Genomic DNA, 22,906 nt, shown 5'->3' with positions numbered 1-22,906 from the left:
TCATAATAAAGCTTGTTACCTTCCAGTCTTCCGTGGTAAACTATAAGGAAAGATCCATTATTTAAACTATGTCGACAGGCCGTTACTTAAATAGAGTAGAGAAGGTGTTTTTATGTTATCAAGTATTGGATTTCCTGGATTAATTTTAATCCTTATTATAGCACTCGTTATTTTTGGACCAAAAAAGCTGCCGGAAATAGGGAAAGCTGCCGGACAAACCTTACGAGAGTTTCGTAAATCTACGCATGATTTAACCAATGATGACACTGAAGGAACGAAAGAAACAAAGAAAAGCGAGGCAAAATAAAAAACTTGGGAGATGAATGAAAATGTTTAGTAGTATTGGCATCCCGGGCTTAATTTTAATTCTTATTGTCGCTCTAATCGTATTTGGACCTTCTAAGCTACCAGAAATCGGCAAAGCCTTTGGAAGCTCCTTGAAGGAATTTAAAAATGCTACAAGAGATATCGTTTCAGATGAAGAAAGTAGTACGACCAAAAGCAATAATCATACATCAACTAAAAACTAATGAAATGAAGGTGTAAGGTACATACCCTTGCATCTTCTTTTGTGTCTGCTAAGATATAATTCAGGAGTGTGGAATATGTCAGACAACAAATCGGATTTTAATGAAAAAGATATGAACGTAACTGGACATCTTACCGAGTTAAGAAATCGAATTATTGTCACCGCTGTTTTCTTTATCGCGTTTTTCGCGCTAGGTTTTGTTTACGTGAAGGATATTTATTATTTTTTCACGGCAGATCTTAGCTTCCAGCTTAATATTATTAGTCCTGGAGAAACCATCTGGCTTTATTTTACGATGGCTAGTATAGTAGCCATTGCTGGAACGATTCCGGTTCTAACCTATCAAATATGGGCGTTTGTAAAACCTGGATTAACATCTCTTGAGAAAAAAGCATCGATGGCATACATACCTGCAGTATTTATCCTGTTCATTGCTGGCTTAGTGTTTGGTTACTATTTATTCGTCGAGTTAGTTTTACCGTTTTTACTAGGTCTAAGTGAAGGTATGTTTAATGAAATGTTTACGACAGAGAAATACTTTAAGTTTATGTTGCGGGTCACATTACCATTCGCAATATTATTTGAAATTCCGATTATCGCGATGTTCTTAACAACATTAGGAATTATAACACCCGACTTTATGCGAAAAACTCGTAAATATGCCTACCTGATTTTAATTATAATAGGTACGATTGTTACACCTCCAGATTTTCTTTTACAACTTGTTGTAGCAATCCCTTTGATTATTTTATATGAGGTCAGCATCCGTCTATCGAATGTAGTATATCGTAAGAAACTTAAAAAGCACCGAGAATTTATGGAGCAGGAGGAGCTTTAATAAAGGGGGAAATAAATTGCGCTCTTTTTATCACTATTTAATGACATACCGTGGGAAGAAAAAACCTGATGAAAAGTCACGATTAGCTGACTGGGCTTTTAAGGAGCACAATTTTCCTAAGCATTCTACGGATTATGATGAATTGAGTAATTACCTTGAATGGAACAGTCCTTTTCCTGAAGCATTAGTAACTTTTGATGCCATATGGGATGAGTATACTAGATAACCACTTATGAAAGCTGTCTATAAGGCAGCTTTTTTGCATTTTAGAATTCAAACAAACGTTTGATTAATTTATTAGGGAAGAGAAGCGTTCTTTTAAACATAACGTCCTACCACCATCTTTTTATACAGTAAGTCCCTTAATTGCTGTTGTTTCGACAAAAAACTATCACAAAAGAAAGAACCTGTTGAAACATGCGGTTGCCCGGGAAATATTCGGTTATTATTTCAACCCAAATGATGCCTTTTTTAGCCTACACCTTTTCCTTTATAGTACGTATTCTAATAGTGATGCAAAGTCAAAATATCAACTATAAAGGGGAAGTGCAGCATGGTATTTCCGACACCTAGGGGGCGACAATTCGAACGCCCGATAGGTCAAAGACCTGATCTATTTATGTTTCCCAATCGTACTGTTGGTCCAGCAAGACAGGGACAGGGGCTCCCTTCTTTATTAAGTAAATTTACAAATCCTCAAGCCTCTGCAGGGTTAATTAATAAAGGAGTTGGAGGATGGTCCTCAACGCTGAATAATGTCCAACAGGTTCTCAAAGTAGTACAATCTACAGCACCAATTGTCCAAGAATATGGTCCCATGGTAAAAAATTTGCCTTCCATGTACCGTATGATGAAGGCTTTTAAGGATTTAGAGTCAGACGATAAAGTATCGACCAATGATAAGCAAGAAGAAACGAAAGAAAAGCAAAAAGATAAAATGGCGAAAAGCCAGCCAGATATGCCTAATAGGCACGATACTAGCGGTGATTCAAAGCCAAAATTATTTATTTAAGAATTTGAGGCCCCCGACTTGATTTTTTTATTCAGAAGCGAAAAAATAGAGATAAGCTGAAATCACGCAATGGAGGTAATAGCATGAGTTCAAATAAAGAAATCGCAACATTTGCCGGGGGTTGCTTTTGGTGTATGGTAGAACCCTTTGATGAACGTCCAGGAATCCACCACGTTGTTTCTGGATATACAGGAGGGCATGTAGAAAACCCTACCTATGAACAAGTTTGTTCTGATACCACAGGACATGTAGAAGCTGTGCAAATCACATTTGATCCAGAAATTATGCCGTACGAGCAACTTCTTCGTACGTTTTGGCAGCAGATTGATCCTACTGACGCTAGTGGGCAATTTAATGATAGAGGAGAATCATACCAAACAGCAATCTTTTATCATAATGAGCAGCAAAGAGAGCTAGCAGAACAGTCTAAGGAGGAGTTAGAGAAAAGTGGAAAATTCTCTAAACCAATTGTAACACCAATACTTCCGGCGAAGCCATTTTATTTAGCAGAGGAAAAGCATCAGGATTATTATAAAAAACAATCCTTTCATTATCGTCTATATAAGAAAGGTTCTGGAAGAGAGGACTTCATAAAAAATAACTGGAAGAAAGATATAGACAAAGATGAACTAAAGCAAAAGCTCACACCAATTCAATACCATGTTACCCAGGAGAACGGCACGGAAAGACCTTTCCAAAATGACTATTGGGATAATGAAGAAGAAGGGATCTATGTTGATGTCATAACTGGCAAACCATTATTTTCTTCTAAAGACAAGTATGATGCAGGGTGTGGGTGGCCAAGCTTTACTAAACCTATTGATAAATATCAAGTAGAAGAAAAAACTGATACAACACATGGAATGATTCGTACTGAAATTAGAAGTAAAGACTCCGATTCACATTTAGGACATGTATTTGAAGATGGTCCTATGGAAGCAGGTGGCTTAAGGTATTGTATGAATTCTGCAGCGATGCGATTTGTCCCAGTAAGTCAAATGGAGGAAGAAGGTTATAATCAATACCTTTATTTATTCAAGTAAACCATAATAATATTATGTAAACAAAGTGAGGAAAAAAGATGATTCATTTAGAATGGGAAAAGAGAAATACAATAAAACAAATAAAATGTGTACATGCTGATGCAAAAAAGTTTGTCGTGCATAACAAACTAACTCCAGGTAAGATGTATGATGTTAAAAATGAAACAGATGAGTTTTATTTTATTATCGATAACAGTAATCGTATTGGCGGATTCAGAAAAGACTACTTTGAAGAAACAAAATAACAGGGGGACAGCCCCTGTTATTTTGTTTTTCTTATCTATCATGCGATAATCATGTTGTTATAAATATAAGTTGGCAAGCATGATCCCAAGGGTTTCCTGGTATATTTCTTCAAATTGTTCAATGGGTAAAGGGTTTACGCCACTTCCTAATTCAACAGTAAATCCTGGTTGTTGAAATTCTTGAATAAACCAATCCTTATACCCAGCGTAGCTATCAATATACTGCACGGGTTCATAGCCACTGACTCTTGCATATTCCATTACAATGTCTTCGGATTCAGGTGGTTCATCCCCCTCAAACCCCCAATAAATCTCTTCTCCTTGTGTATGAAAAGCATTCATGCGATCAAAAGTTTGTTGCCGTGCTAAATCAGCCATCGCTATCGCTTCTGGTTCTGTTAAAGGTGAATAACCTGGAAAATCTCTTGGCTCTGGAGATGTTGGCTTGCGAGCCGCTTCGACATCCCAAAGTGCTGGATATTGGTTATTCAAGTCGACTCCCCGAATATTCGCCTTCCAGTTAGAGAAATCTTCCTGTTGATTATTTATCGTTAAGACTTGCTGTTCTCTGTCACCAGCAGCAGATGCACCATTTAAAACCAGGTTAACACCATCAGGGTTCACCATTGGTACTACAGACAGTGTCGTATCAGTAAGTAATGGTAATGCAAATACTCCTCTAATGGGGAGATGGTTGGTTAAGGCTAATGCATATTCGTTTAGAAAACGCATTATAACAGGGGTGGTAATCCATTCATTTGCATGAAACGAACCATTTAAATGAACTTGCTTCGAACCATTCCCAATTTGCAATTCAATCAGTTCTTTTCCCATCACGGAATTTCCGATAATATTTTGGCGTATAAACGGATAAACCTCTTGTATTGCCTCAAGATCATCAAGCATCTTATCGTACGTATAATTATCTGGATCTGTAAATAGCAACGCGTTAACTTTTTGGGGGATTTCAATCGTTTGCCCTTGCTGAAGGTTGTTAGGATTAAGCGATGCATTCAATAAAAACAACATATCTAGAGGCACATTATTGCGTATTGAAATAGAATATAACGTATCATTTTCCTGTATCGTATACGTTTCAGACACATACCCTGGAATCTGTATTACCTGACCAATAGATAATTGTTCAGGAGAATCCTGTGGATTAGACTGTTCTATTAAAATGAGTGGGATGCCAAATAATTGACTATAATACCATAAAGAATCCCCTTGACGGACCGTTACTTCCATGTATATCTCTCCCTTATTACGTTTTATTTAATAATATGGTTATACGTAGGAAAAGTGATTTATAAAATGATTACTATTGTAAAAAGAATGAATAATTCACTATATGTTATTTAACGGAGATTAATGTGACTGAAGAAAAAGTGATATTGATACTATGGTAAGCTACAAGACAGACTATTTCTTAAAAGAATCGTTTCATTTAACAAAATGTTTGTCCTTTTAATTTTTGGTGAAAATAAGTTATAATAGCTTGTAACATACCAATTCGATACGGATAGGCAATGATTAGAGGAGGAAATTGATTTATGGCTTTTGTAATAACCTCACCATGTAAGGATGAAAAGGCGGGCGAATGTGTAGAAGTTTGCCCAGTAGACTGCATTGAAGAAGGAAAAGACATGTTTTATATAGATCCGGAGATATGTATTGATTGTGGCGCCTGTGAAGCAGTATGCCCAGTCGAAGCGATTTACATGGAGGACGAGGTTCCGGAAGAGGAAACCGAATATATAGCATTAAATAAAAAGTTCTTTGAAGAGCAATAATACAAAAAAAGATCACCTGGAGTATTCAGGATGATCTTTTTTTGTGGGCAAGTATACTTATTTTGTTTGAAATGTGTCATACCCATAATCTTCTTTATTTTCTACATCCATACGTTCAACCTGTATAAATTTATTTAGTCCATCCTCAATTTGCTTTAGATAGTTTTGAAGTTTTTCTTCTTGTCCTTCGACTTCTAGCTCAACTGTCCCATCAGCTTTATTTTGGACCCATCCTGTTAAATTCATCTCTTTTGCTTTCTTGTTGGCTGCATTCCTGAATCCCACGCCTTGTACGCTACCACTAACGATTACATGCTTTCTCATAGTATCACCTCATTATATTGATTAGTGGTATTCCTCTTAGTAAAGAAATATCCATACCATAAAGATTAATGTCTATTTAATATGTTTACCTATTTAAAAGGCGATTCAAACTTATATATCCTTTCTTTTTTGTTAACAATAATACTAATCTAACGTGAAGAGGAGACGGAACAGTGCGTGAAATTCAATTGCCATCAAACCCAGAGCCTTATTGGCGGGAAGAAGAAATCCCGACATTTGAACCACTAAAAACTTCTATAAAGACGGAGGTTGCCATTGTAGGAGGGGGGATTACTGGAATTACTGCTGCCTACTTATTATCTAAACAAAATGTTCAAGTTGTCTTAATTGATTCGGACGAGATATTAAATGGCACAACAGGCCACACCACAGCAAAAATCACAGCACAACATGGATTGATTTATGATGAATTTATTACCCATATGGGTGAAGAAAAAACTGCTATCTATTATCAAGCAGCTATGAGAGCAAAAGAATTCATTGAAAAGACAATTAGCGAGCATCAAATGGATTGTGATTATGAATCACAGGATGCTTATGTCTATACAAACGATGACCACTACATCATGCAGTTAGAAAATGAAATGAAGGCATATGAAAAGTTGTCGATAGACAGTGAGTATCTAACGGAGATCCCTTTAAAGCTCCCGTTAAAAGCAGCAATAAAAATGAAGAATCAAGCTCAATTTCATCCATTAAAGTATTTAAAGGAGCTTGTTAAGCTATGTAAAGAGAATGGTGTTACATTCTATGAAAACACACCAGCTATCGATATTGAGTATAACAAGCACCCTAATATTCTTACTAAAGACGGACACCGAATTACATGTAATCATGTAATTATCGCTTCCCATTTTCCATTTTATGATAAACAGGGCTTTTATTTTGCCAGAATGTACCCAAAACGATCCTATGTAGTTGCTGCAACGTCAAAGTTAGAATACCCTGGTGGAATGTACATTAATGCAGAAAGTCCTACTAGGTCCATTAGAACGACCCCCGGAAAAGATGAGCCTTTATGGCTTATAGGTGGGGAAGGCCATAAGACTGGCCAGGGAGAGTCCGTCATGCACCATTATGAAAAGCTTAAAAAATTTTCTTCCGAACATTTTGATGTAAAGGAATTTGTTTATCGTTGGTCTGCACAGGATTTAACCACTATGGATAAGGTTCCATATATCGGACCTATTACCAAAGGAGAAAGCAATGTATATGTTGCCACAGGATACAGAAAATGGGGAATGACCAATGGTACAGTGGCAGCAATGATTCTTGCTGACGAGATAACAAACATACCAAATGATTACGCAGAAATTTATGTGCCATCACGGTTCCAACCAGATCCGTCTGTCCGTAAATTTATATCCATGAATGCAGATGTTGCAAAACATATGATTAAGGGTAAATTGGATTTTTCTGATAACAAGCTTGACGAAATAAAAGTAGATGAAGCAATCGTTACACGGATTAATGGAAAAAGAACTGGCGTTTATAAGGATAAACAAGATACATTACATGCGGTAGATACAACGTGCACACATTTAGGCTGCGAGGTCGAATGGAATTCCGGCGACCGTAGCTGGGATTGTCCTTGTCATGGATCACGCTTTTCCTATAAAGGTGATGTGCTCGAAGGCCCCGCAAAAAAACCTTTAGCTAAAGTAGATATGAAGACCAAAAACGGTTAGCAAAAACTACGCCAGATAAAATAATCTGGCGTAGTTTTTAGTTTATTTATCAAAATAAGTACAAATTTTTTCGGATATCTCACTATCTCAAGTATACTTTGATATTAAGATGTAAAATGCAAATCTCTCAATAACTTCCTATAATATATATTATGTAAACTAGAAGAAATAATTTGAAGTTTGGACTGGTATGTTTAAAGCCTTTTTATCTCCTGTCTCTCTTCCAAATATATAATAAACAAAATAACGAATTACGTTTTTCTCCAAGATTTTTTGAGGGGCTATGTTATTAGTAGTTGTCTTCGCTGATCTTTGACTTAAAAAGCATTTCTCTATGTTTACCTGTACAAGTCATGGTTTGGTACAAAAACATCTTCTGCAGAATCTCTGACAACTGAAAAATGATCAACATTATAATGACCGTGAAGTGTACTATTATGATGCTTTATAATTTGTTCTTCACTTAAAACATCATTGCCTAATGTTGAGTGGCCATCTCCAATTAGAGTTACATCAAAACCACTGATAGTTGCTGTTCTCACAGCACTGTCAATACAATGTTGTGTTTCACATCCCATCATCACAATATGTTCAATTTCCCGCCCCTTTAAATATTCTAATAGACCTGTGCCATAAAAGGAATTTGTTGCAGATTTATTGAAAATTTTAGGTTTAGTAGGAACATTTATTTTATTATGAATCTGAAATCCATTACCTTTTCCCTCTGCAACATCGAGATCCCTAACAAAAAGAACAGGAACATCAGCTTCCATCGCTTTCTCTATCACCTCATTAATAGTACGAATTAGTTGTTTTTTATTATAGATTGGCCTCATTTCTTGATTCCCATCAATTAATTCTTGTTGTGCATCAATGATTAGTAATGTTTGTTTCAAGTCACTATCCCCTTTCAATGTGTATAAATAGACTAATTCTTTAGACTTCCTCCTTTCTATTGTTGACTTTACGTTAACTAGAGAATATCTTTTGCAATGAACATTTGTTTATATTAAGTACAAGAAAGTTTACTTAAGATACTCATGATTAAACAGAATCTATATTACAAGATTACCTCAATAAAAAACATTCACCCCAATCATAATGATCATAATATCTGCACAAATATGGATGATCCAGGATGCCCAAATCGTTCTATTTTTCTCATTTACCAGATGAAAAACAAATCCAATAATCCATAAGCCAATAAAACAAATTAAGATAATATCAGCTGTAAACCAAAGCATAATCATCGGAATATGATAGCTTGCAAATAATAATGGACTGTAAATGTACCCCCATTTACGCGGTAAATTAAAAAAGATAAATCCCCTAAAGAAATACTCTTCAAGTAAAGAGTTTCCAAAGGATATATAAATTCCAACAAAAATAAAACCCAGCGCTGTAATGCCCAGTCTCTCTGTTAAGTCTTGGTGTATTAGATTTAGGTCTATGTACGGTAAAAATAGCAAATAAGCGCCAAGTACAACTCCAGCTGACAATAGTCCGAGTAGCATTAGCTTTATCCATTCTCTTCTCCCTAACTTAGAAAAGGCAAGTATATCTCTATATCGAAAATCCTTAAATATCTTTTTATAACTCCAAATTACTAGGAAGAAAAAACTAATCTTACATAAGGTTTTTATAACATAATTAATCTCCACTCCATGCTCGATAATTGCCAGCACGGCACAGGTGACAAAAGTACTTAACAAGATATAAACTTTTTTACTATTCATATTCTCCCCCATTTACCGTTTAATCGTATAAATAATGTAACGAAGAAATGGTCTAATTGATGTAACTTTTAAACGGGTAAAAATTCTGTTTGATAAACCGAAATGATCTAAAATCTTTATTCTATTAAATATCTTACTTTGAATTTAAAATCCTTCTGTAAACCGAGCTCCCCTAACATTGAAATAAGACTACTATCTCAAACGCTTTTTTCCGTCTCATTTAAATTTGTTAAAATAATTTGCAATTAATTAGATTAAAAGATCTAACTATTATCGAGTTTGACTATTTCATCTAACTTTTGTTATATTCGAGTATATAATCTAACTTAATCTATTTTATTAGCAAGGAGCTGTTTATGTATGTCTACTAATGTCTCCGTCTTTATTATGGATATAAGTAATTCATCTCAAGAACAAATAGGACACGAACTTAGTGATTATCTAGAGGAATTAAAAACGAATATTGCCGTGTGGACACAATATATTGTAGAAACAAAGATTAGTCATAGAGCTGGTGATGAATTGGTCGTAGTTTGTAAGGGTTATGCAACCGCCTATACACTAGCTTATTATATTAATCACGTCTGGAAATTTTCCAATCACAAACCTTATTTCGGTCTTACCTTTGGAGAAATTCCGGAAAAGTTAAGTGAAATCAATCTAGAAACCTGGATACACCCTTTAATGAAACAAGCAAGAAATGCCTCCGATTACCTTAAAAACCAACAGAATAGAACGCAATTTCACTTTGCATTAACGAATGTATCGGGTAAACAAAGCTTCACTGTTTTTAACAAGCAATTCGAAACATTAATTAATACAAGTTTAATGCTAAAGCAGGAACATATGAACGAACAAACCGAAATACAATCTCTTGTTTGTTCCTTATATTTCATACTTGGCCAACAAACTAAAGTGAGCGACTATCTTGAACGAACAACACCCACTATCTCGCATCATATGAGGCAAGGAAAAACGCAGACCATTTTACGGGCATTTCATGATATTGTAAACGTATTAGATTCATTAGATACACAGGATGAGCAGGGTTTAAATAGTAATCTTCAATCAAATATTAAACGAAATATACAATACCATCTCCACAACTATATTCCAAAAGATAGGAGATTAAAATGACTACTTTCTTATTGATGCTCCTTGCACATTTAATCGCTGATTTTTGGCTACAATCCGATAAAATGGTAAATGGAAAAGTAAAATATTTGAAAAGCCACTCCATTCATCATTTATTGACTACAGGAATTGCCCTTTTATTCATATGGAGTTATTTACATGATTTCCAGAATGTAATCAACTACTTAATCTTCCCGCTTGCTTTTATTGTTATGACGCATCTACTAATAGACTTGATGAAAATTAAGCTTGTAGAGGGAGCTAAAAAAGATACACCAAATAACTTGAAATTACTTGGGTACTTCTTATTGGATCAAGCTTTGCATACTACTATGATTGTTGTTACCTGTTTCCTCTTTTTTCAAATGAACCTCACAGTTGTCACAGATCATATCGAGAATTGGAACGGAATGACAGACCTACTTAATACACTATTATTCCTAACCATCATGTATATATTAGCAACAAGTGTTAGTGGCCATATAGTAAAGCACATTATAGGTAATTTGCCCTCAGAGCTTGCAAACTTTGAAGGCGAATTAACATTGAAAAACCAGATGATTAATGTAAAAGAAACCAACCAATTGAAGGCAGAGAATAACCTTACAGAGGAGTATCATTATTTTACATATTCCTCCCCACTTCGTTCACGCGGCAAACTAATCGGGTATATTGAAAGATTGCTAGTTATACTATTAACAGTTGTTGGTGCGTATCCGGCTATCACGTTTATTATTGCAGCCAAATCCATTGCACGATTTAAGCAGTTAGATGATCGAAACTGGGCGGAATATTTTCTGTTAGGTACACTATCTTCCATTCTTCTAGGATTATTACTCGGGCTAGTAGTGCAAGCAATTATTATGTAATTACTAATTTCTTTGTTTGCATTTATTAGCCCTATATAGCGTCCCTTTTGGAATACATAATTTATATTTATATAAGATTAGCAAACCACAATCCCAGCACTGTACCAACATAATTTCCTATTACATAGCCTAATGTTCCCACAATCAATATAGGACCAATTAAGTCCTTCCACCCTTTTGCTATTGCTAATGCTGCTGCAGTGGTGGGCCCACCAATATTAGCATTACTTGCTAAGATGATGTCTTCTAAGTCATATTTAAACAGTTTCCCTGCGACCAATGAAATGACAATATTAACAATTGCGATAACAAAGGCGAAGACAAATAAGAGCGGTGCATTTTCAAAAATTAACGTTAGCGAGACCGGAATTCCAATTACGACAAAGAAAATATGGATGAGATAGGTTCCAATTTCCTGACTACCATGAAGCTCCTCGAAATACCTAGGAAATAAAGCCAGCACCACAAATGTAAGTGTTGTTAGCATTAAATAATGGTCTCCAAATAATCCGCTTAATAAGTTAAAAAAGAAGGAAACATTATCTCCAGATGGAATTAATCTCGCAAAAAACTCGGACAATTTCAAGGAGACGATGACAAGTAAAAATGCTGTCCCTACTGAGAGAGCGATATCCTTCAAAGAAATTTCTTTTCTAGACCAAAAACTCTCTGCTAAAGTTTTTCCTTGCTCTGTTGTATTTTGATTCTCTACTTCTGTTACATGAGGGGTATTAAATCGTTTTCTAAAAAATGATAGTGCCGGTATTGTCATTAAAATAACAAACATGATTGCCATAGTGAGATTATCCGCTACTACTGCAGAAGATACTAGTGCATCAGGTGTTTCAAATTTAGCGGTCATAGCGGCAAAGTTAACTCCACCTCCCATATAGCTTGCACTAAACATTGCACCAAGACGATCAAGCATGGGAATATGCTCTCTTAAGAGAAAGAATCCAATGATCGTCCCTGCTACCGTTCCAATGGAACTAAGTAGAAAGATAATGAGCATTCTTCCGCTTTCCCTCCAAATCTTTTTAAAGTTAACATGGAATAAAAGCAATGGGATTGCTAGTGGCACGATCACGTTCCAAACTGCATCATAAACGGATGATTCTGTAGGTATGATGCCTGTATTGGACAAAAGAATTGCTCCTGCTAATGCAAGAATGGCTCCAGTAAACTTAGATGCCCAGCGATACCGTTGTTCTAAAAAAATACTTAAAGATGCAACTATAATGATGATCCCCCATAGCGTTATCGTATCGTCTGCTTGTATTAATGTGTTTTCCAACTTAACGACTCCTATCTCTATTAGTATGTATATATTTGATATTATCACCATGAACTAAATAAGCGTATTACTATCTTCATTTTACTAAAAAAAGATACTAATATTTTACATGTTTCATAAACTCATTTCAAAAGATTCAGATATAACTAACTAAAAAAAGCTTATTTTCCCATACTGGAAAATAAGCTTTTAACCAAATTTTAGTTAATCGTATTATTCTTCTTCAAATAAGTTCATACTTAAATACCGCTCACCTGTATCTGGGGCAATGCAAACAACACGCTTTCCCTGCCCTAACCGAATTGCTTCCTGTATAGCGGCATAGACAGCTGCTGCTCCTGATAGACCAATGAATATTCCTTCTTGCTGAGGTAGTTTTTTATACATCTCTACAGCGATCTCATCTGCAATCTGCACGATTTCATCGTAAATCGAAGTATTAAGAATTTCTGGGATAAAGCCTGGGCTTGTTCCAACTAACTTGTGGCTTCCCGGCTCTCCTCCTGAAAGCACTGGAGACCCCTTGGGCTCTACGACAGTTACTTTTAAATCAGGCAACTTTTCTTTTAACACTTCGCCTGTTCCAGTCACAGTTCCGCCTGTGCCTGCCGTACATACAAAGGCATCAAGCTTCCCGTCCATCTGACTTAAAATTTCTGGGGCCGTTGTAACACGATGTACGTCAGGATTTGCGATATTTTCAAATTGTTGTGGAATAAAGCTGTTTGGTATTTCCTTTTGTAATTCTAATGCTTTTTTAATCGCACCAGGCATTTTCTCTTTACTAGGAGTAAGCACTACCTTAGCTCCAAATGCTTTTAAAAGATTTCTTCTTTCTTGCGTACTGTTATCAGGCATAACGAGAATAGCTTTGTAGCCCTTCGCTGCAGCATTCATCGCAAGCCCAATTCCCGTATTGCCGCTCGTCGGCTCAATAATGGTATCCCCTGGCTTTATGAATCCTTTTTCTTCAGCAATTTTTATCATATTATAGGCTGCTCTGTCCTTAACACTTTTACTTGGGTTAAACATTTCCATTTTAATATAAACATCTGCAGCATCTTTTGGTATGAGACGATTCAACTTGACCATCGGTGTTTCACCTATTAATTCTGTTACATTATCAACTATCTTCATTTGTTTCCCTACCTTTTTGCCGAACATTTAATTTATAGTATGATCATACCATCAAAAAATACTTATATACAAGTAAATCACTCAGGATTAATTGGTATTATTTGGAGTGAAATTAGACGTATAGAGTTTTATAATAAGGAAAAAATAGTTTTTGTAATTGCTATGTGATCAAAAAAATCACGTAGAAAAAATTAAAAGGAGTGTTAGCGATGAGCAACAATAATAATAATAATCGTCAAAACAACCGCAACAACAATCGCAATGACAACAATAACAACAACCAGGATATTAACAACGTTGAATTTGCGAACGAATTCCTAGACGATAACAACAACAACCGTAACAACAATAACAATCGCAACAACAACCGTAACGAAAACAACCGTAACAACAACCGCAACAAATAGTATTTATATAAAAAAGCTGCTTCCATCGTGAAGCAGCTTTTTTATCCACAACGTTTTATTGATTTAATTTCTCCAGAGACTCAACCGCCGGTCCCTCAATTACCTGGCCTGTACCGCTAAACCGAGAGCCGTGACACGGACAATCCCAAGTCCGATCGCCATCATTCCATTCAACCCCACAGCCTAGGTGTGTACACGTCAGATCTACATAATGCAACTGGCCATTATCATCTTTATAAACCCCTACATCTTTTCCATCATATTTTGTTACCATCCCTTGATTGTTAGACAGGTCTTCAGGGTTTCCTTCTTCTCTAGAATCTGCATAGTCATTTGGGTTTTCTTCTTTTGGTTCTACGGTGGTTGTTTCTTTCATTTCCCTTGCTGGACTAAAGAGCGCTTGATACGGACTTTCTTGTTCAAGTATCCTATCTGTCAGTACCTTTGCTCCAGTTGCAGCCGTAGCCAATCCCCATTTACTTAATCCTGTTACAACAAGAAGATTTGGTTGTTCTTGTGATAGGGATCCTATAAATGGTAGCCTGTCTTCTGAAATATAATCGTGTGCGGACCAGCGATTTGTAATTTCCTTAACATTAAATAATTCTTTTGCAAATGATTCTAACTCACTATATCGTTGAGAAGATGACTTTCCATCACCAGTTGGATGGCTTTCACCACCAACTAAAATATAGCGGCCTGTATCACTATTTAAACTACGTAAGGTTCTTTTTGGAAGATCTGCGTTGATGTACAATCCATCTGGAAATTCATCTTCCGTTTTTACTGCGAGTGCATAGGAACTTTCCGGATTTGTTTGAGAGGAGTAGAAATTCCCTTCAGGTTCAACAATTGGTAAGTGTGTGGCCTGTACCACATGGTTAGCAGTTACCTTTGAACCATTTTCTGTTTTACATTGCGTCTGTCCATTTTCATCTGTAATCTCTGTTACCCTTGTCTGATCATATACCTGACCTCCAAGTTTAACAAACTCATCAAGCAAGCCGGATAAAAATTTAACTGGATGGAATTGAGCTTGATTTCGCATCATAATTGCTGCTTCTACATCTAAGTTTAATGGTAGATCTTCAATAAATTCACCCTCGATACCGAGCTTTTCATAAGCCTCAATCTCTTTTAAGAATTTGTTACGATTTTCTTCTTTTTGTGTAAATACAAAAGCTTCCCTTTCTTCAAGCTCACAGTCAATGCCATATTTGTCAGCTAATTCTTTAATAAAAGCTATTCCTTCCATATTAGCTTGGTAAAAAAGCTTAGCTGATTCTTGTCCATAGCGGTTTATCAATTCGTCATAAATTAAATTATGTTGCGCCGTTAATTTTGCGGTAGTGTAACCGCTCGTTCCACTAAATAGTTCGCGTGCCTCAAGAAGCGCTACTTTTTGACCTTCATTTGCAAGCTGGTAAGCAGTCATAACACCTGCCATTCCGGCCCCTACTACAACAGTATCCACATTTAGATTTTCTTTAAGTTCTCCATAAGATTTTACAGTTCCTGTTTCTCTCCAATAAGAATGAATTGTTTCAGGTAACACGGACGTTGTTTGATTTGATTTCAATGTAATACCTCCAGGTTATACTTTTAATTATGGTATTCTAATAACCTGAATAGCCAAATAGTAAACACCAACATGAAAATAAGCATTCAAATCAATTTAATAGGTGATTAATATGAGAACGTATTCTCGCCACATATGAAGGTGATAATATTTCTGCCGCTCCTCGCAGAATTTCATTTGCATATCTTTCTGTTGGCTTCGTTTCGGGGTCCTTATCTACACTGACAAATGTTATCCCCTCTATTGTTTCACCATGATTTAATGTAAGCTTTATAATGGTCGGTCGATACCTTTTACGATACACTCCTTCTCTTTCATAAAGATAATCTATCGCTTCTAATGGGACTTTATAGACAACCCCTTCAACCTTTTCCATATGAGAAACAATGATATCTGCTTTTCCCCCATCTTCACTCGACCTGGTAAAACGAAAACCATAATTCTCAAGTACACCTTTTCCCGCAATAGAAGTAAAATATTGGTCCACATTGGCCATTTTAAAGCGGTTATCATCCATACAAGATCCATAAGCAAAATAGTATAGGTTCTCATTCTTTAAGTAGCAATATACTTTCCAGTCACCAAAAGGAACCTCCTCTAATTTGTCCCCTATAAGCTTGTTCTCTTCATACATGTTAGCTTTATATTGCTCACCTGTAGAGGCGTATACATCAACAGTAGAAAGCGTCCAGTTAAATTCATTCTCCAATTCAGTAAGATTCTCCTCGTTGATCTCGACCAGTTCTCCATAGGTCAAAGCATTAGTGTCTTCAGCTAAATAGGCCTTCCCGTTATCATCATAAAGCTTTCCTGAAGTCCACACTTGTTCATCTACACTAGTTGCTTCTTGATTTATTAATAGAGCATTTTTTTCAGTCCTTAGATCTCCGTAAATAAAAAGTAACGGCATAATATCTCTCCTTTCCATTTTCTATACCTTATGCAGCCCTCTATAAAACGAGAAACAGTTCAAGGTATAGATATTTTTCCTTGGATAAAAATAAGTACAAACCAAAAAAGTAGGTGTTTGATATCATGAAAGCAGTAACCTATCAAGGCAAGTATGAGGTAGCAGTAAAAAAGGTTCCTTTTCCTACAATACAGGATTCTGAAGATGTGATTGTTCGCATTACATCAACGGCAATTTGTGGGTCTGACCTTCATTTATACCAAGGAAATTTCCCGCTACCTATTGGATATACGATTGGTCATGAACCGATGGGGATTGTAGAGGAGATTGGTCCAGATGTAACAAAGGTGAAAAAGGGAGATCGTGTCGTGATTCCTTTTACAGTAGCTTGTGGAACATGCCCTTATTGTAACAATCATCAGGAAAGCCAATGTGATAATTCCAACCCGCATTATGATTCAGGAGGGTACTTTGGGTACTCTGAGAAATTTGGTGATTTTCCTGGAGGCCAAGCAGAATATTTACGTGTTCCATACGGAAACTATACCCCTTTTTTAATCCCAGAAGATTGTGAGCTTGAGGATGAACAACTTCTATTTTTATCCGATGTTCTCCCAACCGCTTATTGGAGTGTAGAACATGCTGGGGTTAAACAAGGTGATACCGTCATTGTCCTTGGTTGTGGGCCTGTCGGTTTAATGGCCCAAAAATTCGCTTGGCAAAAAGGAGCAAGTCGCGTGATTGCCATTGATTATGTTGGTTACCGTCTTCAACACTCTAAGCAGACTAACAAGACGGAGATTTTTGACTTCACAAAATATGATGATATGGGTGAAACATTAAAGGAAATTACCAAAGGTGGAGCAGATGTTGTAATAGACTGTGTAGGTATGGATGGAAAGAAATCAGCTTTGGAATTTGCGGAACAGAAATTAAAGCTGCAAGGTGGAACACTTGGTCCAATTCAAATCGCTACGAAAGCAGTTAAAAAGTTCGGTACAGTACAGTTAACTGGTGTGTATGGTGGCTTATACAATCTCTTCCCATTAGGACCTTTCTTTACAAGAAATATCACCTTAAAAATGGGGCAAGCTCCTGCACGTAGTTACATGCAAGAGCTTTACCAGCAAATCACAGCTAAGAAAATAGATCCAACAGATATTATTACCCATAAGATTCCGCTAGATGATGCAGCGAAAGGATACGAATTATTTCAGAAAAAACAAGATGATTGCATCAAGGTAATTTTAAAGCCTTAGATAAATTTAGCAAGATTCTTAAATTCCAGCTCATCAAATTTCTTCTGTATTTTTTCTTTATCATAATGCCATAATGCCGTATCCAGTTCACAGGCAATAGGCACATCACATTTTATTTCAGCGAGTGTTCTTGATAAATGCAGCATATCCAGGTTTGCCTTTATTTTGGTTTGTACCCCTTTTGGCAGACTGTCTATATTTGCAAGCATTTCATCTATCGTCCCATGCTCTTGAATAAGCTTTAATGCCGTTTTTTCACCAATACCTTTTACTCCAGGATAATTGTCAGAGGTATCTCCCATTAAGCCTTTTACATCAATGACCTGTCTTGGGGTAATTCCCTTTTTTTCGTAAAAGTTTTCATTGGTGAATACTTCATAGTTTCCCTGTCCCTTTCGCATAATGGCAACCTGTATGTTTTCTTCGACTAATTGTAAAATATCCTGGTCGCCTGTTAAAATCGTTACGTCATTTTCGGCAGAATATGCTCTGGCCAATGTTCCAATGCAATCGTCCGCTTCAAAATTTTGCACTCCAATATTCGGCATATCAAATGCCTCCACAACTTCTTTTACCAAATCAAATTGTGGAATCAACTCTACTGGTGGAGCGTCCCGATTTGCCTTATAACCTTCATACATCTCAGTACGGAATGTTTTACTGCCCATATCCCAACAGCATACGACATGGGTCGGGTTAAATTTATTTACTGCATCAAGAAAATACCGCATAAATTGGTATACGCCATTAGTCGGAATACCTTTGGTTGTAATCATAAAGTTTCCACGAAAGGAAGTTGCGAAAAACCCTCGAAATAAAAGAGCCATTCCATCTACAAGTAAAACGTGCTTTTTATCCATTTTTATTCAATCCTTTGTTCATTATTTAGCTAAAATTTCGTCCATTGTCTCTAGCTTCTCTGTTAATTTTTCTGTATCTAGCGGTGTGGTTAGCACAGCAAGATTACTTTCCACGTACTGTTCTACTTTAACATGAAGGTTGCTTCGTATCTCTTTAACATGAGTCTCCCATTGTTGCTCGTATTGTTCTTTCATTATAGCATCTATGGTGTCTACATACTCTGAAGCAACAGGACGAATTTGCTTGTATAGTGCTTCCTTCATTTGCTCCTTTTCGTTATTCGCAAAAAAGGCTTTTGTTCCTTTATAGGTTGCTAATACATTTTGATAACCGGAAACACTTGTTTCCATGCCTTTCTCAAATAGTGGAGTCGTTAATAGAACCTTCTCGAAGTCAGGTACACTAAAGCGATCATCCAATGAATATAACTTTGCAGAAAGGTCCATGTACATTTGCTGGAGCAAATTATTAATGAATGCTTCCATTCGTAATGAAACAGCTTGTGCCTCCTGGTATAGCTCAAATGAACCATAATCTAACAGTTGTTGAAGGGCGTTTTTCAGTTCTGGCTGTGCAGCTTTACCAGACTGGGTAATTGTTGTCGGGTTAAACGTTTCTTTAAACATATCATGAAATCGAATTCCGAAACGTTCTAGTACATGATAGAGTTGCTTCCCGATTTTTTCATATATTTGTCGTGTGAAAACATTCGTTTCATACTCTTTAATTGTGCGTTCCATTTCAACTTGCTTTTTAGTGAGTACCTGCTCAAGCTCCTTCTTTTGCTGTTGGTCCATTTTGCTGGAATCGAGTAGATTGACCAAAGTTGTTTTTACGCGCTCCATATCTTTTCTGGCAGAAGATACAGTAAGGGAGCTAAGGCCATCTTTTATAAAGCTCTGAAAAGCAGTTTCAAAAGCAGCCATCTTTTCATTTAAGTGTGTCTTCTGCTTCTTTTCCTTTAGTGATTGCTTACTTGATAACGGGAAAATTCTCGGAAATCGTATTCCCAACTGAATTAGTTGTTCCTGAACATAATCTGTAACCAGGTTGAGTTCTTGCTCATTTGATGCGAGATCTGCAGCATTAACCAAAAAGAACATTTTGTCTAATTCGAATGTATCTTTCACCCGGCCTAACTGCATAAGAAAGTCCTTGTCAGCACGAGACAGTGCATGATTATAGTACGTAACATATAAAATGGCATCGGCATGCTTAATATAGGTAAATGCTGTATTAGTATGCCGAGCATTTACAGAATCAGCTCCTGGCGTATCAACAAGCGTAATTCCTTGTCTGGTAAGCTCGCAATCATAGTACAAATCGATCACATCAATGTAACACGCTTTTTTCTCATCCGTCACATACGGCCCGAGTTCTTCTGCCTGAATAAAGAGCTTTTCACCGATATGTTTTTCCATGTCTTGATAACCATCCATCATAGCTTGAAGATAGGATTGGTATAATGGATTCAAGTCATCGCTGTATTGGTAGCTGTTCTCTTCTACCCAATGTAATAAACCCTTCAATGCTGTAGTTGGTGGCTTAAACGCTTTTAATATTTCGAGTAAGTCTCTTTCCAGTTCTTCTCTTTGCTTAACACGTATTTGAACAGTGCCATGTCCGGTGTTTTCAGTGACTGGATTGATGCGATTTACCGTGGCAGTTGTTGGATTTGGAGAAACTGGTAGCACATTGTCACCAAGCAATGCATTGGCAAAAGATGATTTTCCAGCACTAAAAGCACCGAATAAGGCGACCGTATAAGAGCGCTCTTCAAGCCTGTGTTTTTTACGCAACAAATCATCGACTAAATGCTGAACCCCTGGGATATCTTCTAGGATGTGTATTGTCTTATTGAGATCCAAGACAATTTCATTCTGTGAACCTGCATCATTTTCGTCGTCGGAATAGTGACTAGTCGCTATTCCTTTCTGCTCTATTTGAGTTGAAAGCTCTGCTGTCGGTGCAGAAACAAACTTTATCTGGTCTTTACGAACTTGAAGTGTTTTTTCTAGTGACGCAACAGACTCCACATAAGGATGATCTGTTTCCAACTGTTCCCGCAAAAAATTCTTTTTAATAGTAAGCTCTTTTTCAAATTCATTTCTTTTATTCCTAATAGTAGCTATCTGCTCAAGTTGAGCAATTTGTTTTTTCCATTCATCAAGCTGACTGGCATTTTGCTCAGCTACATATGTCTTCGTTTTATCAGCAAGGTTTATCGCTTGTTTTTTAAACAATGCTTTAATGTCTGAAGCCACGTCATTTGTATAATTTAATACATAATCACCGTTTATGGTAGCTCCCGTTTTCATCAAACGAAGAAGGTCGTTCTCTGTATAAAATACTTCTAAATCCTGCACCTGTTGTAAAAGGGTTGTCTCATGAATCTGATACTCCGTCAATGTCGCAGTCAATTTCTCCTTGATGCGCCATTCTATCGAAGATTTTACAGATTCGTGTAGTTCTTCCAAAAAGGCTTGCAGTCTGACCTCCTGCTCTTCCTTTGTTTTCTTTTTTGCACCAAAAAGACCTACTTTAAAATCAGGCTGTCTGGATGCAAGGAAAAGCTTTGCCTTCTCTCTTAAGGAAGCTGGCATAACATAAGCGTTTTTTAAGGTTTGTTGAACCTCGGACATCAACTGCTGGTGTACAACATTTGGTCTTTCAAGCTTATCATCACGCTGTCCGACAAGATCAGCTAATTCCGCATGAATGTCGTTCTCACTTAGATCTTGACCAAGCGTAGGCATTTTTTCTTCATAGATACTATCCAGATATTTTTCATGAGCTTTAACGATTGTGTTTAAAGCATTCGGTGTCGTATCATGCTGTTTAATATCTTTTTCGATCATTGTGTGGATAATATCTTGAATTGTCCTGAACTCATTATATTTAACATTAAGATTGGTTAAGGAAGAATAGAGAATACGTTGTGGCATAATGCCCCACTGTTCAAACGTTTGTTTAATGCTCGCATCAAACGTAGCAAATGGAAGCTCTGTGTCGTCATGTTTGTCAACTTGATTAATAATGACATAATAAGGAATTTGCTTAGCTTGAAGCGACTCGAGGAATTGTAAATTAACTTCTGATTGCACATGGTTGTAGTCCATAATATAAAACAAAACATCTACAAGATGCATCGCAGATTCAGTCATTAGTCGATCCGCATCATCAGCAGCATCAATGCCAGGTGTGTCCATAATTACCGTATCCTTTGGTAAAACACTGTCCCTCGATCGAATATCAAGTTGCTTTATTTGGTCTCTGTCTTTGGAATATTGCTTAATAAGCTCTAGATCATATGGCTCTTCTATTTCGATAATCTCCCCATTATGGAAGTATACACGAACAAAGCCAGCCCCACGTGAAATAGTAACGATATTTGCACTAGTGGGAACAGGACTTTTCGGAAGGATTTCGTTCCCAAGTATGGCATTAATCATCGAAGATTTTCCAGCAGAAAAATGACCAGCAAAACTCATAATAAACTGATCGTTTTTCTGTTTCTTATATAAATCGATTATTTTCGATGCATTAACCTCATCTTGCTCATCAACAAAACGTTGGTACAAAGTAGCCAATTTCTGGATAAATAATTGCTTACTTTCTTTTTGTATGATCAACTTCATGACCCTCTCTGTTAAAACATTCTCCTTCCACATTATACGCTCTTTTTACTATATTTTCTACATGAGCTTATAGCTTATCAACAGTCTGATCAATTAACTTCGTAGTAATGTAACGAATAAGATCACCACGACTTATAACACCAACTACCCGATTTGCGGGATTAACGACAGGGATTTTCTTAATATGATGCTTCGAAAAAACTGCCATCGCATCATCAATCGGACTTTTTGGTTTTACCGTCACAACGTTCTTCTGCATGATTTCCTTTACTTGTCGGTCAAGCGAATAGCGCAACCGATCTTTCAAATCAGCTTGCTCACTGACCAGGATTAGGGAAAATATATCATAAACGGTTCTACCCTTAGGTTGTATATCTCGTATAACGTCGCCATCAGTAGCCATACCAAGCAGTTTTCCTTCTTCATCCACAACCGGTACACCAGTAATCTTATGCTGGACAAGCTTTTCCAGAAGTTCTTTAATGGTCGTTTCCTTTTTTACACTAATAACATCCCTAATCATAAAATCTTCAATTATCATGAAAAATCCTCCATATAAAATGTACTATTACGGTTTATTATTCTATTT

General features: G+C 36.6%; 24 protein-coding genes. 13 read left to right on the top strand and 11 right to left on the bottom strand.

Going from position 1 to position 22,906, the window contains the following annotated elements; translation table 11 throughout:
• Positions 1–112: 112 nt before the first annotated feature.
• From tatA to LG273_RS09665, 7 genes are all read left to right on the top strand, one after another.
• Positions 113–307 carry a twin-arginine translocase TatA/TatE family subunit gene (gene tatA, locus LG273_RS09695; RefSeq protein WP_404459418.1) on the top strand — a complete coding sequence of 65 codons (195 nt, stop codon included), beginning with the start codon at positions 113–115 and terminating at the stop codon, positions 305–307.
• A 22-nt stretch (positions 308–329) separates the two neighbouring features.
• Entirely contained in the window at positions 330–530 is a 201-nt protein-coding gene (locus LG273_RS09690) for a twin-arginine translocase TatA/TatE family subunit (protein ID WP_379564079.1), read from the top strand.
• Between the two features lie 75 nt (positions 531–605).
• Positions 606–1,367 carry a twin-arginine translocase subunit TatC gene (gene tatC, locus LG273_RS09685; RefSeq protein WP_379564077.1) on the top strand — a complete coding sequence of 254 codons (762 nt, stop codon included), beginning with the start codon at positions 606–608 and terminating at the stop codon, positions 1,365–1,367.
• Between the two features lie 16 nt (positions 1,368–1,383).
• Positions 1,384–1,593 carry a YozE family protein gene (locus tag LG273_RS09680; RefSeq protein ID WP_379564075.1) on the top strand — a complete coding sequence of 70 codons (210 nt, stop codon included), beginning with the start codon at positions 1,384–1,386 and terminating at the stop codon, positions 1,591–1,593.
• A 327-nt stretch (positions 1,594–1,920) separates the two neighbouring features.
• Complete coding sequence (gene vrrA, locus LG273_RS09675; RefSeq protein WP_404459415.1) at positions 1,921–2,379, top strand: VrrA/YqfQ family protein; 459 nt, start codon at positions 1,921–1,923, stop codon at positions 2,377–2,379.
• 83 nt (positions 2,380–2,462) lie between these two features.
• Entirely contained in the window at positions 2,463–3,422 is a 960-nt protein-coding gene (gene msrB, locus LG273_RS09670) for a peptide-methionine (R)-S-oxide reductase MsrB (RefSeq protein WP_404459413.1), read from the top strand.
• A 38-nt stretch (positions 3,423–3,460) separates the two neighbouring features.
• A complete protein-coding gene (locus LG273_RS09665) occupies positions 3,461–3,667 on the top strand; it encodes a DUF6501 family protein (protein WP_379564069.1) in 207 nt (68 codons plus the stop codon).
• A gap of 57 nt (positions 3,668–3,724) precedes the next feature.
• Here the strand turns inward: LG273_RS09665 and LG273_RS09660 are convergent, their stop codons facing one another.
• Entirely contained in the window at positions 3,725–4,915 is a 1,191-nt protein-coding gene (locus LG273_RS09660) for a M14 family metallopeptidase (protein WP_404459410.1), read from the bottom strand.
• Between the two features lie 305 nt (positions 4,916–5,220).
• Between LG273_RS09660 and LG273_RS09655 the strand changes: the two genes are divergently transcribed.
• Positions 5,221–5,460, top strand: a complete 240-nt coding sequence (locus tag LG273_RS09655) for a DUF362 domain-containing protein (protein ID WP_379564065.1) — start codon at positions 5,221–5,223, stop codon at positions 5,458–5,460.
• 57 nt (positions 5,461–5,517) lie between these two features.
• On the opposite strand, the gene LG273_RS09650 is transcribed toward LG273_RS09655, so the two are convergent.
• Entirely contained in the window at positions 5,518–5,784 is a 267-nt protein-coding gene (locus LG273_RS09650) for an acylphosphatase (protein ID WP_404459408.1), read from the bottom strand.
• 173 nt (positions 5,785–5,957) lie between these two features.
• On the opposite strand from LG273_RS09650, the gene LG273_RS09645 reads away from it, so the two are divergent.
• Positions 5,958–7,493: an FAD-dependent oxidoreductase gene (locus LG273_RS09645; protein ID WP_404459406.1), complete on the top strand. Its 1,536-nt coding sequence runs from the start codon at positions 5,958–5,960 to the stop codon at positions 7,491–7,493.
• A gap of 338 nt (positions 7,494–7,831) precedes the next feature.
• Here LG273_RS09645 and LG273_RS09640 read toward each other — a convergent pair whose 3' ends face one another.
• Both LG273_RS09640 and LG273_RS09635 read right to left on the bottom strand, forming a co-directional pair.
• Complete coding sequence (locus tag LG273_RS09640; protein ID WP_404459404.1) at positions 7,832–8,389, bottom strand: cysteine hydrolase family protein; 558 nt, start codon at positions 8,387–8,389, stop codon at positions 7,832–7,834.
• A gap of 177 nt (positions 8,390–8,566) precedes the next feature.
• Entirely contained in the window at positions 8,567–9,229 is a 663-nt protein-coding gene (locus tag LG273_RS09635; RefSeq protein WP_404459402.1) for a CPBP family intramembrane glutamic endopeptidase, read from the bottom strand.
• 360 nt (positions 9,230–9,589) lie between these two features.
• Here LG273_RS09635 and LG273_RS09630 point away from each other — a divergent pair, with 360 nt between their 5' ends.
• Positions 9,590–10,366 (top strand): hypothetical protein, encoded by a 777-nt coding sequence (locus tag LG273_RS09630; protein WP_404459400.1) that lies wholly within the window; start codon positions 9,590–9,592, stop codon positions 10,364–10,366.
• Entirely contained in the window at positions 10,363–11,232 is an 870-nt protein-coding gene (locus LG273_RS09625; protein ID WP_404459398.1) for a DUF3307 domain-containing protein, read from the top strand. Before LG273_RS09630 ends, LG273_RS09625 begins: the two co-directional genes overlap by 4 nt.
• A gap of 67 nt (positions 11,233–11,299) precedes the next feature.
• Here the strand turns inward: LG273_RS09625 and LG273_RS09620 are convergent, their stop codons facing one another.
• Positions 11,300–12,526: a DUF819 domain-containing protein gene (locus tag LG273_RS09620; RefSeq protein WP_404459396.1), complete on the bottom strand. Its 1,227-nt coding sequence runs from the start codon at positions 12,524–12,526 to the stop codon at positions 11,300–11,302.
• A 213-nt stretch (positions 12,527–12,739) separates the two neighbouring features.
• A complete protein-coding gene (cysK, locus tag LG273_RS09615; protein WP_404459394.1) occupies positions 12,740–13,663 on the bottom strand; it encodes a cysteine synthase A in 924 nt (307 codons plus the stop codon).
• A gap of 209 nt (positions 13,664–13,872) precedes the next feature.
• Here cysK and LG273_RS09610 point away from each other — a divergent pair, with 209 nt between their 5' ends.
• Positions 13,873–14,070, top strand: a complete 198-nt coding sequence (locus LG273_RS09610) for a hypothetical protein (protein WP_379564047.1) — start codon at positions 13,873–13,875, stop codon at positions 14,068–14,070.
• A 55-nt stretch (positions 14,071–14,125) separates the two neighbouring features.
• Here the strand turns inward: LG273_RS09610 and LG273_RS09605 are convergent, their stop codons facing one another.
• Together LG273_RS09605 and LG273_RS09600 are read right to left on the bottom strand one after the other, a co-directional pair.
• Positions 14,126–15,649: an FAD-dependent oxidoreductase gene (locus LG273_RS09605; RefSeq protein WP_404459392.1), complete on the bottom strand. Its 1,524-nt coding sequence runs from the start codon at positions 15,647–15,649 to the stop codon at positions 14,126–14,128.
• A 91-nt stretch (positions 15,650–15,740) separates the two neighbouring features.
• The gene (locus tag LG273_RS09600) at positions 15,741–16,559 is read right to left on the bottom strand and encodes a gamma-glutamylcyclotransferase (RefSeq protein WP_404459390.1); all 819 of its coding nucleotides are present in this window, start codon (positions 16,557–16,559) and stop codon (positions 15,741–15,743) included.
• Positions 16,560–16,684: 125 nt separating this feature from the next.
• Here LG273_RS09600 and LG273_RS09595 point away from each other — a divergent pair, with 125 nt between their 5' ends.
• Positions 16,685–17,818 (top strand): zinc-dependent alcohol dehydrogenase, encoded by a 1,134-nt coding sequence (locus LG273_RS09595; RefSeq protein WP_404459388.1) that lies wholly within the window; start codon positions 16,685–16,687, stop codon positions 17,816–17,818.
• On the opposite strand, the gene LG273_RS09590 is transcribed toward LG273_RS09595, so the two are convergent.
• The 3 genes from LG273_RS09590 to LG273_RS09580 all read right to left on the bottom strand — a co-directional run bounded on the left by LG273_RS09590 (position 17,815) and on the right by LG273_RS09580 (position 22,858).
• Positions 17,815–18,678, bottom strand: a complete 864-nt coding sequence (locus LG273_RS09590; RefSeq protein ID WP_404459386.1) for a 5'-3' exonuclease H3TH domain-containing protein — start codon at positions 18,676–18,678, stop codon at positions 17,815–17,817. The two genes, LG273_RS09595 and LG273_RS09590, sit on opposite strands and share 4 nt — an antisense overlap.
• Positions 18,679–18,699: 21 nt before the next feature.
• Positions 18,700–22,317 (bottom strand): dynamin family protein, encoded by a 3,618-nt coding sequence (locus tag LG273_RS09585; protein ID WP_404459384.1) that lies wholly within the window; start codon positions 22,315–22,317, stop codon positions 18,700–18,702.
• A gap of 67 nt (positions 22,318–22,384) precedes the next feature.
• The gene (locus LG273_RS09580; protein WP_379564035.1) at positions 22,385–22,858 is read right to left on the bottom strand and encodes a CBS domain-containing protein; all 474 of its coding nucleotides are present in this window, start codon (positions 22,856–22,858) and stop codon (positions 22,385–22,387) included.
• Positions 22,859–22,906: the final 48 nt, after the last annotated feature.

The organism is Oceanobacillus kapialis (genome assembly GCF_044790185.1).
Lineage (GTDB): Bacteria > Bacillota > Bacilli > Bacillales > Amphibacillaceae > Oceanobacillus_B > Oceanobacillus_B kapialis.
Note: the sequence above shows the minus strand (reverse complement) of the source record. Positions and strands in the feature narration are given on the sequence as shown.

What these genes read in the sequence shown, in the direction of transcription:
- msrB (WP_404459413.1), top strand. Translation starts at nt 2,463, where the DNA reads ATGAGTTCAAATAAAGAAATCGCAACATTTGCCGGGGGTTGCTTTTGG.
- vrrA (WP_404459415.1), top strand. Translation starts at nt 1,921, where the DNA reads ATGGTATTTCCGACACCTAGGGGGCGACAATTCGAACGCCCGATAGGT.
- LG273_RS09625 (WP_404459398.1), top strand. Translation starts at nt 10,363, where the DNA reads ATGACTACTTTCTTATTGATGCTCCTTGCACATTTAATCGCTGATTTT.
- tatA (WP_404459418.1), top strand. Translation starts at nt 113, where the DNA reads ATGTTATCAAGTATTGGATTTCCTGGATTAATTTTAATCCTTATTATA.
- LG273_RS09600 (WP_404459390.1), bottom strand. Translation starts at nt 16,559, where the DNA reads ATGCCGTTACTTTTTATTTACGGAGATCTAAGGACTGAAAAAAATGCT.
- LG273_RS09690 (WP_379564079.1), top strand. Translation starts at nt 330, where the DNA reads ATGTTTAGTAGTATTGGCATCCCGGGCTTAATTTTAATTCTTATTGTC.
- tatC (WP_379564077.1), top strand. Translation starts at nt 606, where the DNA reads ATGTCAGACAACAAATCGGATTTTAATGAAAAAGATATGAACGTAACT.
- cysK (WP_404459394.1), bottom strand. Translation starts at nt 13,663, where the DNA reads ATGAAGATAGTTGATAATGTAACAGAATTAATAGGTGAAACACCGATG.
- LG273_RS09630 (WP_404459400.1), top strand. Translation starts at nt 9,590, where the DNA reads ATGTCTACTAATGTCTCCGTCTTTATTATGGATATAAGTAATTCATCT.
- LG273_RS09665 (WP_379564069.1), top strand. Translation starts at nt 3,461, where the DNA reads ATGATTCATTTAGAATGGGAAAAGAGAAATACAATAAAACAAATAAAA.
- LG273_RS09580 (WP_379564035.1), bottom strand. Translation starts at nt 22,858, where the DNA reads ATGATAATTGAAGATTTTATGATTAGGGATGTTATTAGTGTAAAAAAG.
- LG273_RS09660 (WP_404459410.1), bottom strand. Translation starts at nt 4,915, where the DNA reads ATGGAAGTAACGGTCCGTCAAGGGGATTCTTTATGGTATTATAGTCAA.
- LG273_RS09595 (WP_404459388.1), top strand. Translation starts at nt 16,685, where the DNA reads ATGAAAGCAGTAACCTATCAAGGCAAGTATGAGGTAGCAGTAAAAAAG.
- LG273_RS09585 (WP_404459384.1), bottom strand. Translation starts at nt 22,317, where the DNA reads ATGAAGTTGATCATACAAAAAGAAAGTAAGCAATTATTTATCCAGAAA.
- LG273_RS09655 (WP_379564065.1), top strand. Translation starts at nt 5,221, where the DNA reads ATGGCTTTTGTAATAACCTCACCATGTAAGGATGAAAAGGCGGGCGAA.
- LG273_RS09610 (WP_379564047.1), top strand. Translation starts at nt 13,873, where the DNA reads ATGAGCAACAATAATAATAATAATCGTCAAAACAACCGCAACAACAAT.
- LG273_RS09590 (WP_404459386.1), bottom strand. Translation starts at nt 18,678, where the DNA reads ATGGATAAAAAGCACGTTTTACTTGTAGATGGAATGGCTCTTTTATTT.
- LG273_RS09635 (WP_404459402.1), bottom strand. Translation starts at nt 9,229, where the DNA reads ATGAATAGTAAAAAAGTTTATATCTTGTTAAGTACTTTTGTCACCTGT.
- LG273_RS09650 (WP_404459408.1), bottom strand. Translation starts at nt 5,784, where the DNA reads ATGAGAAAGCATGTAATCGTTAGTGGTAGCGTACAAGGCGTGGGATTC.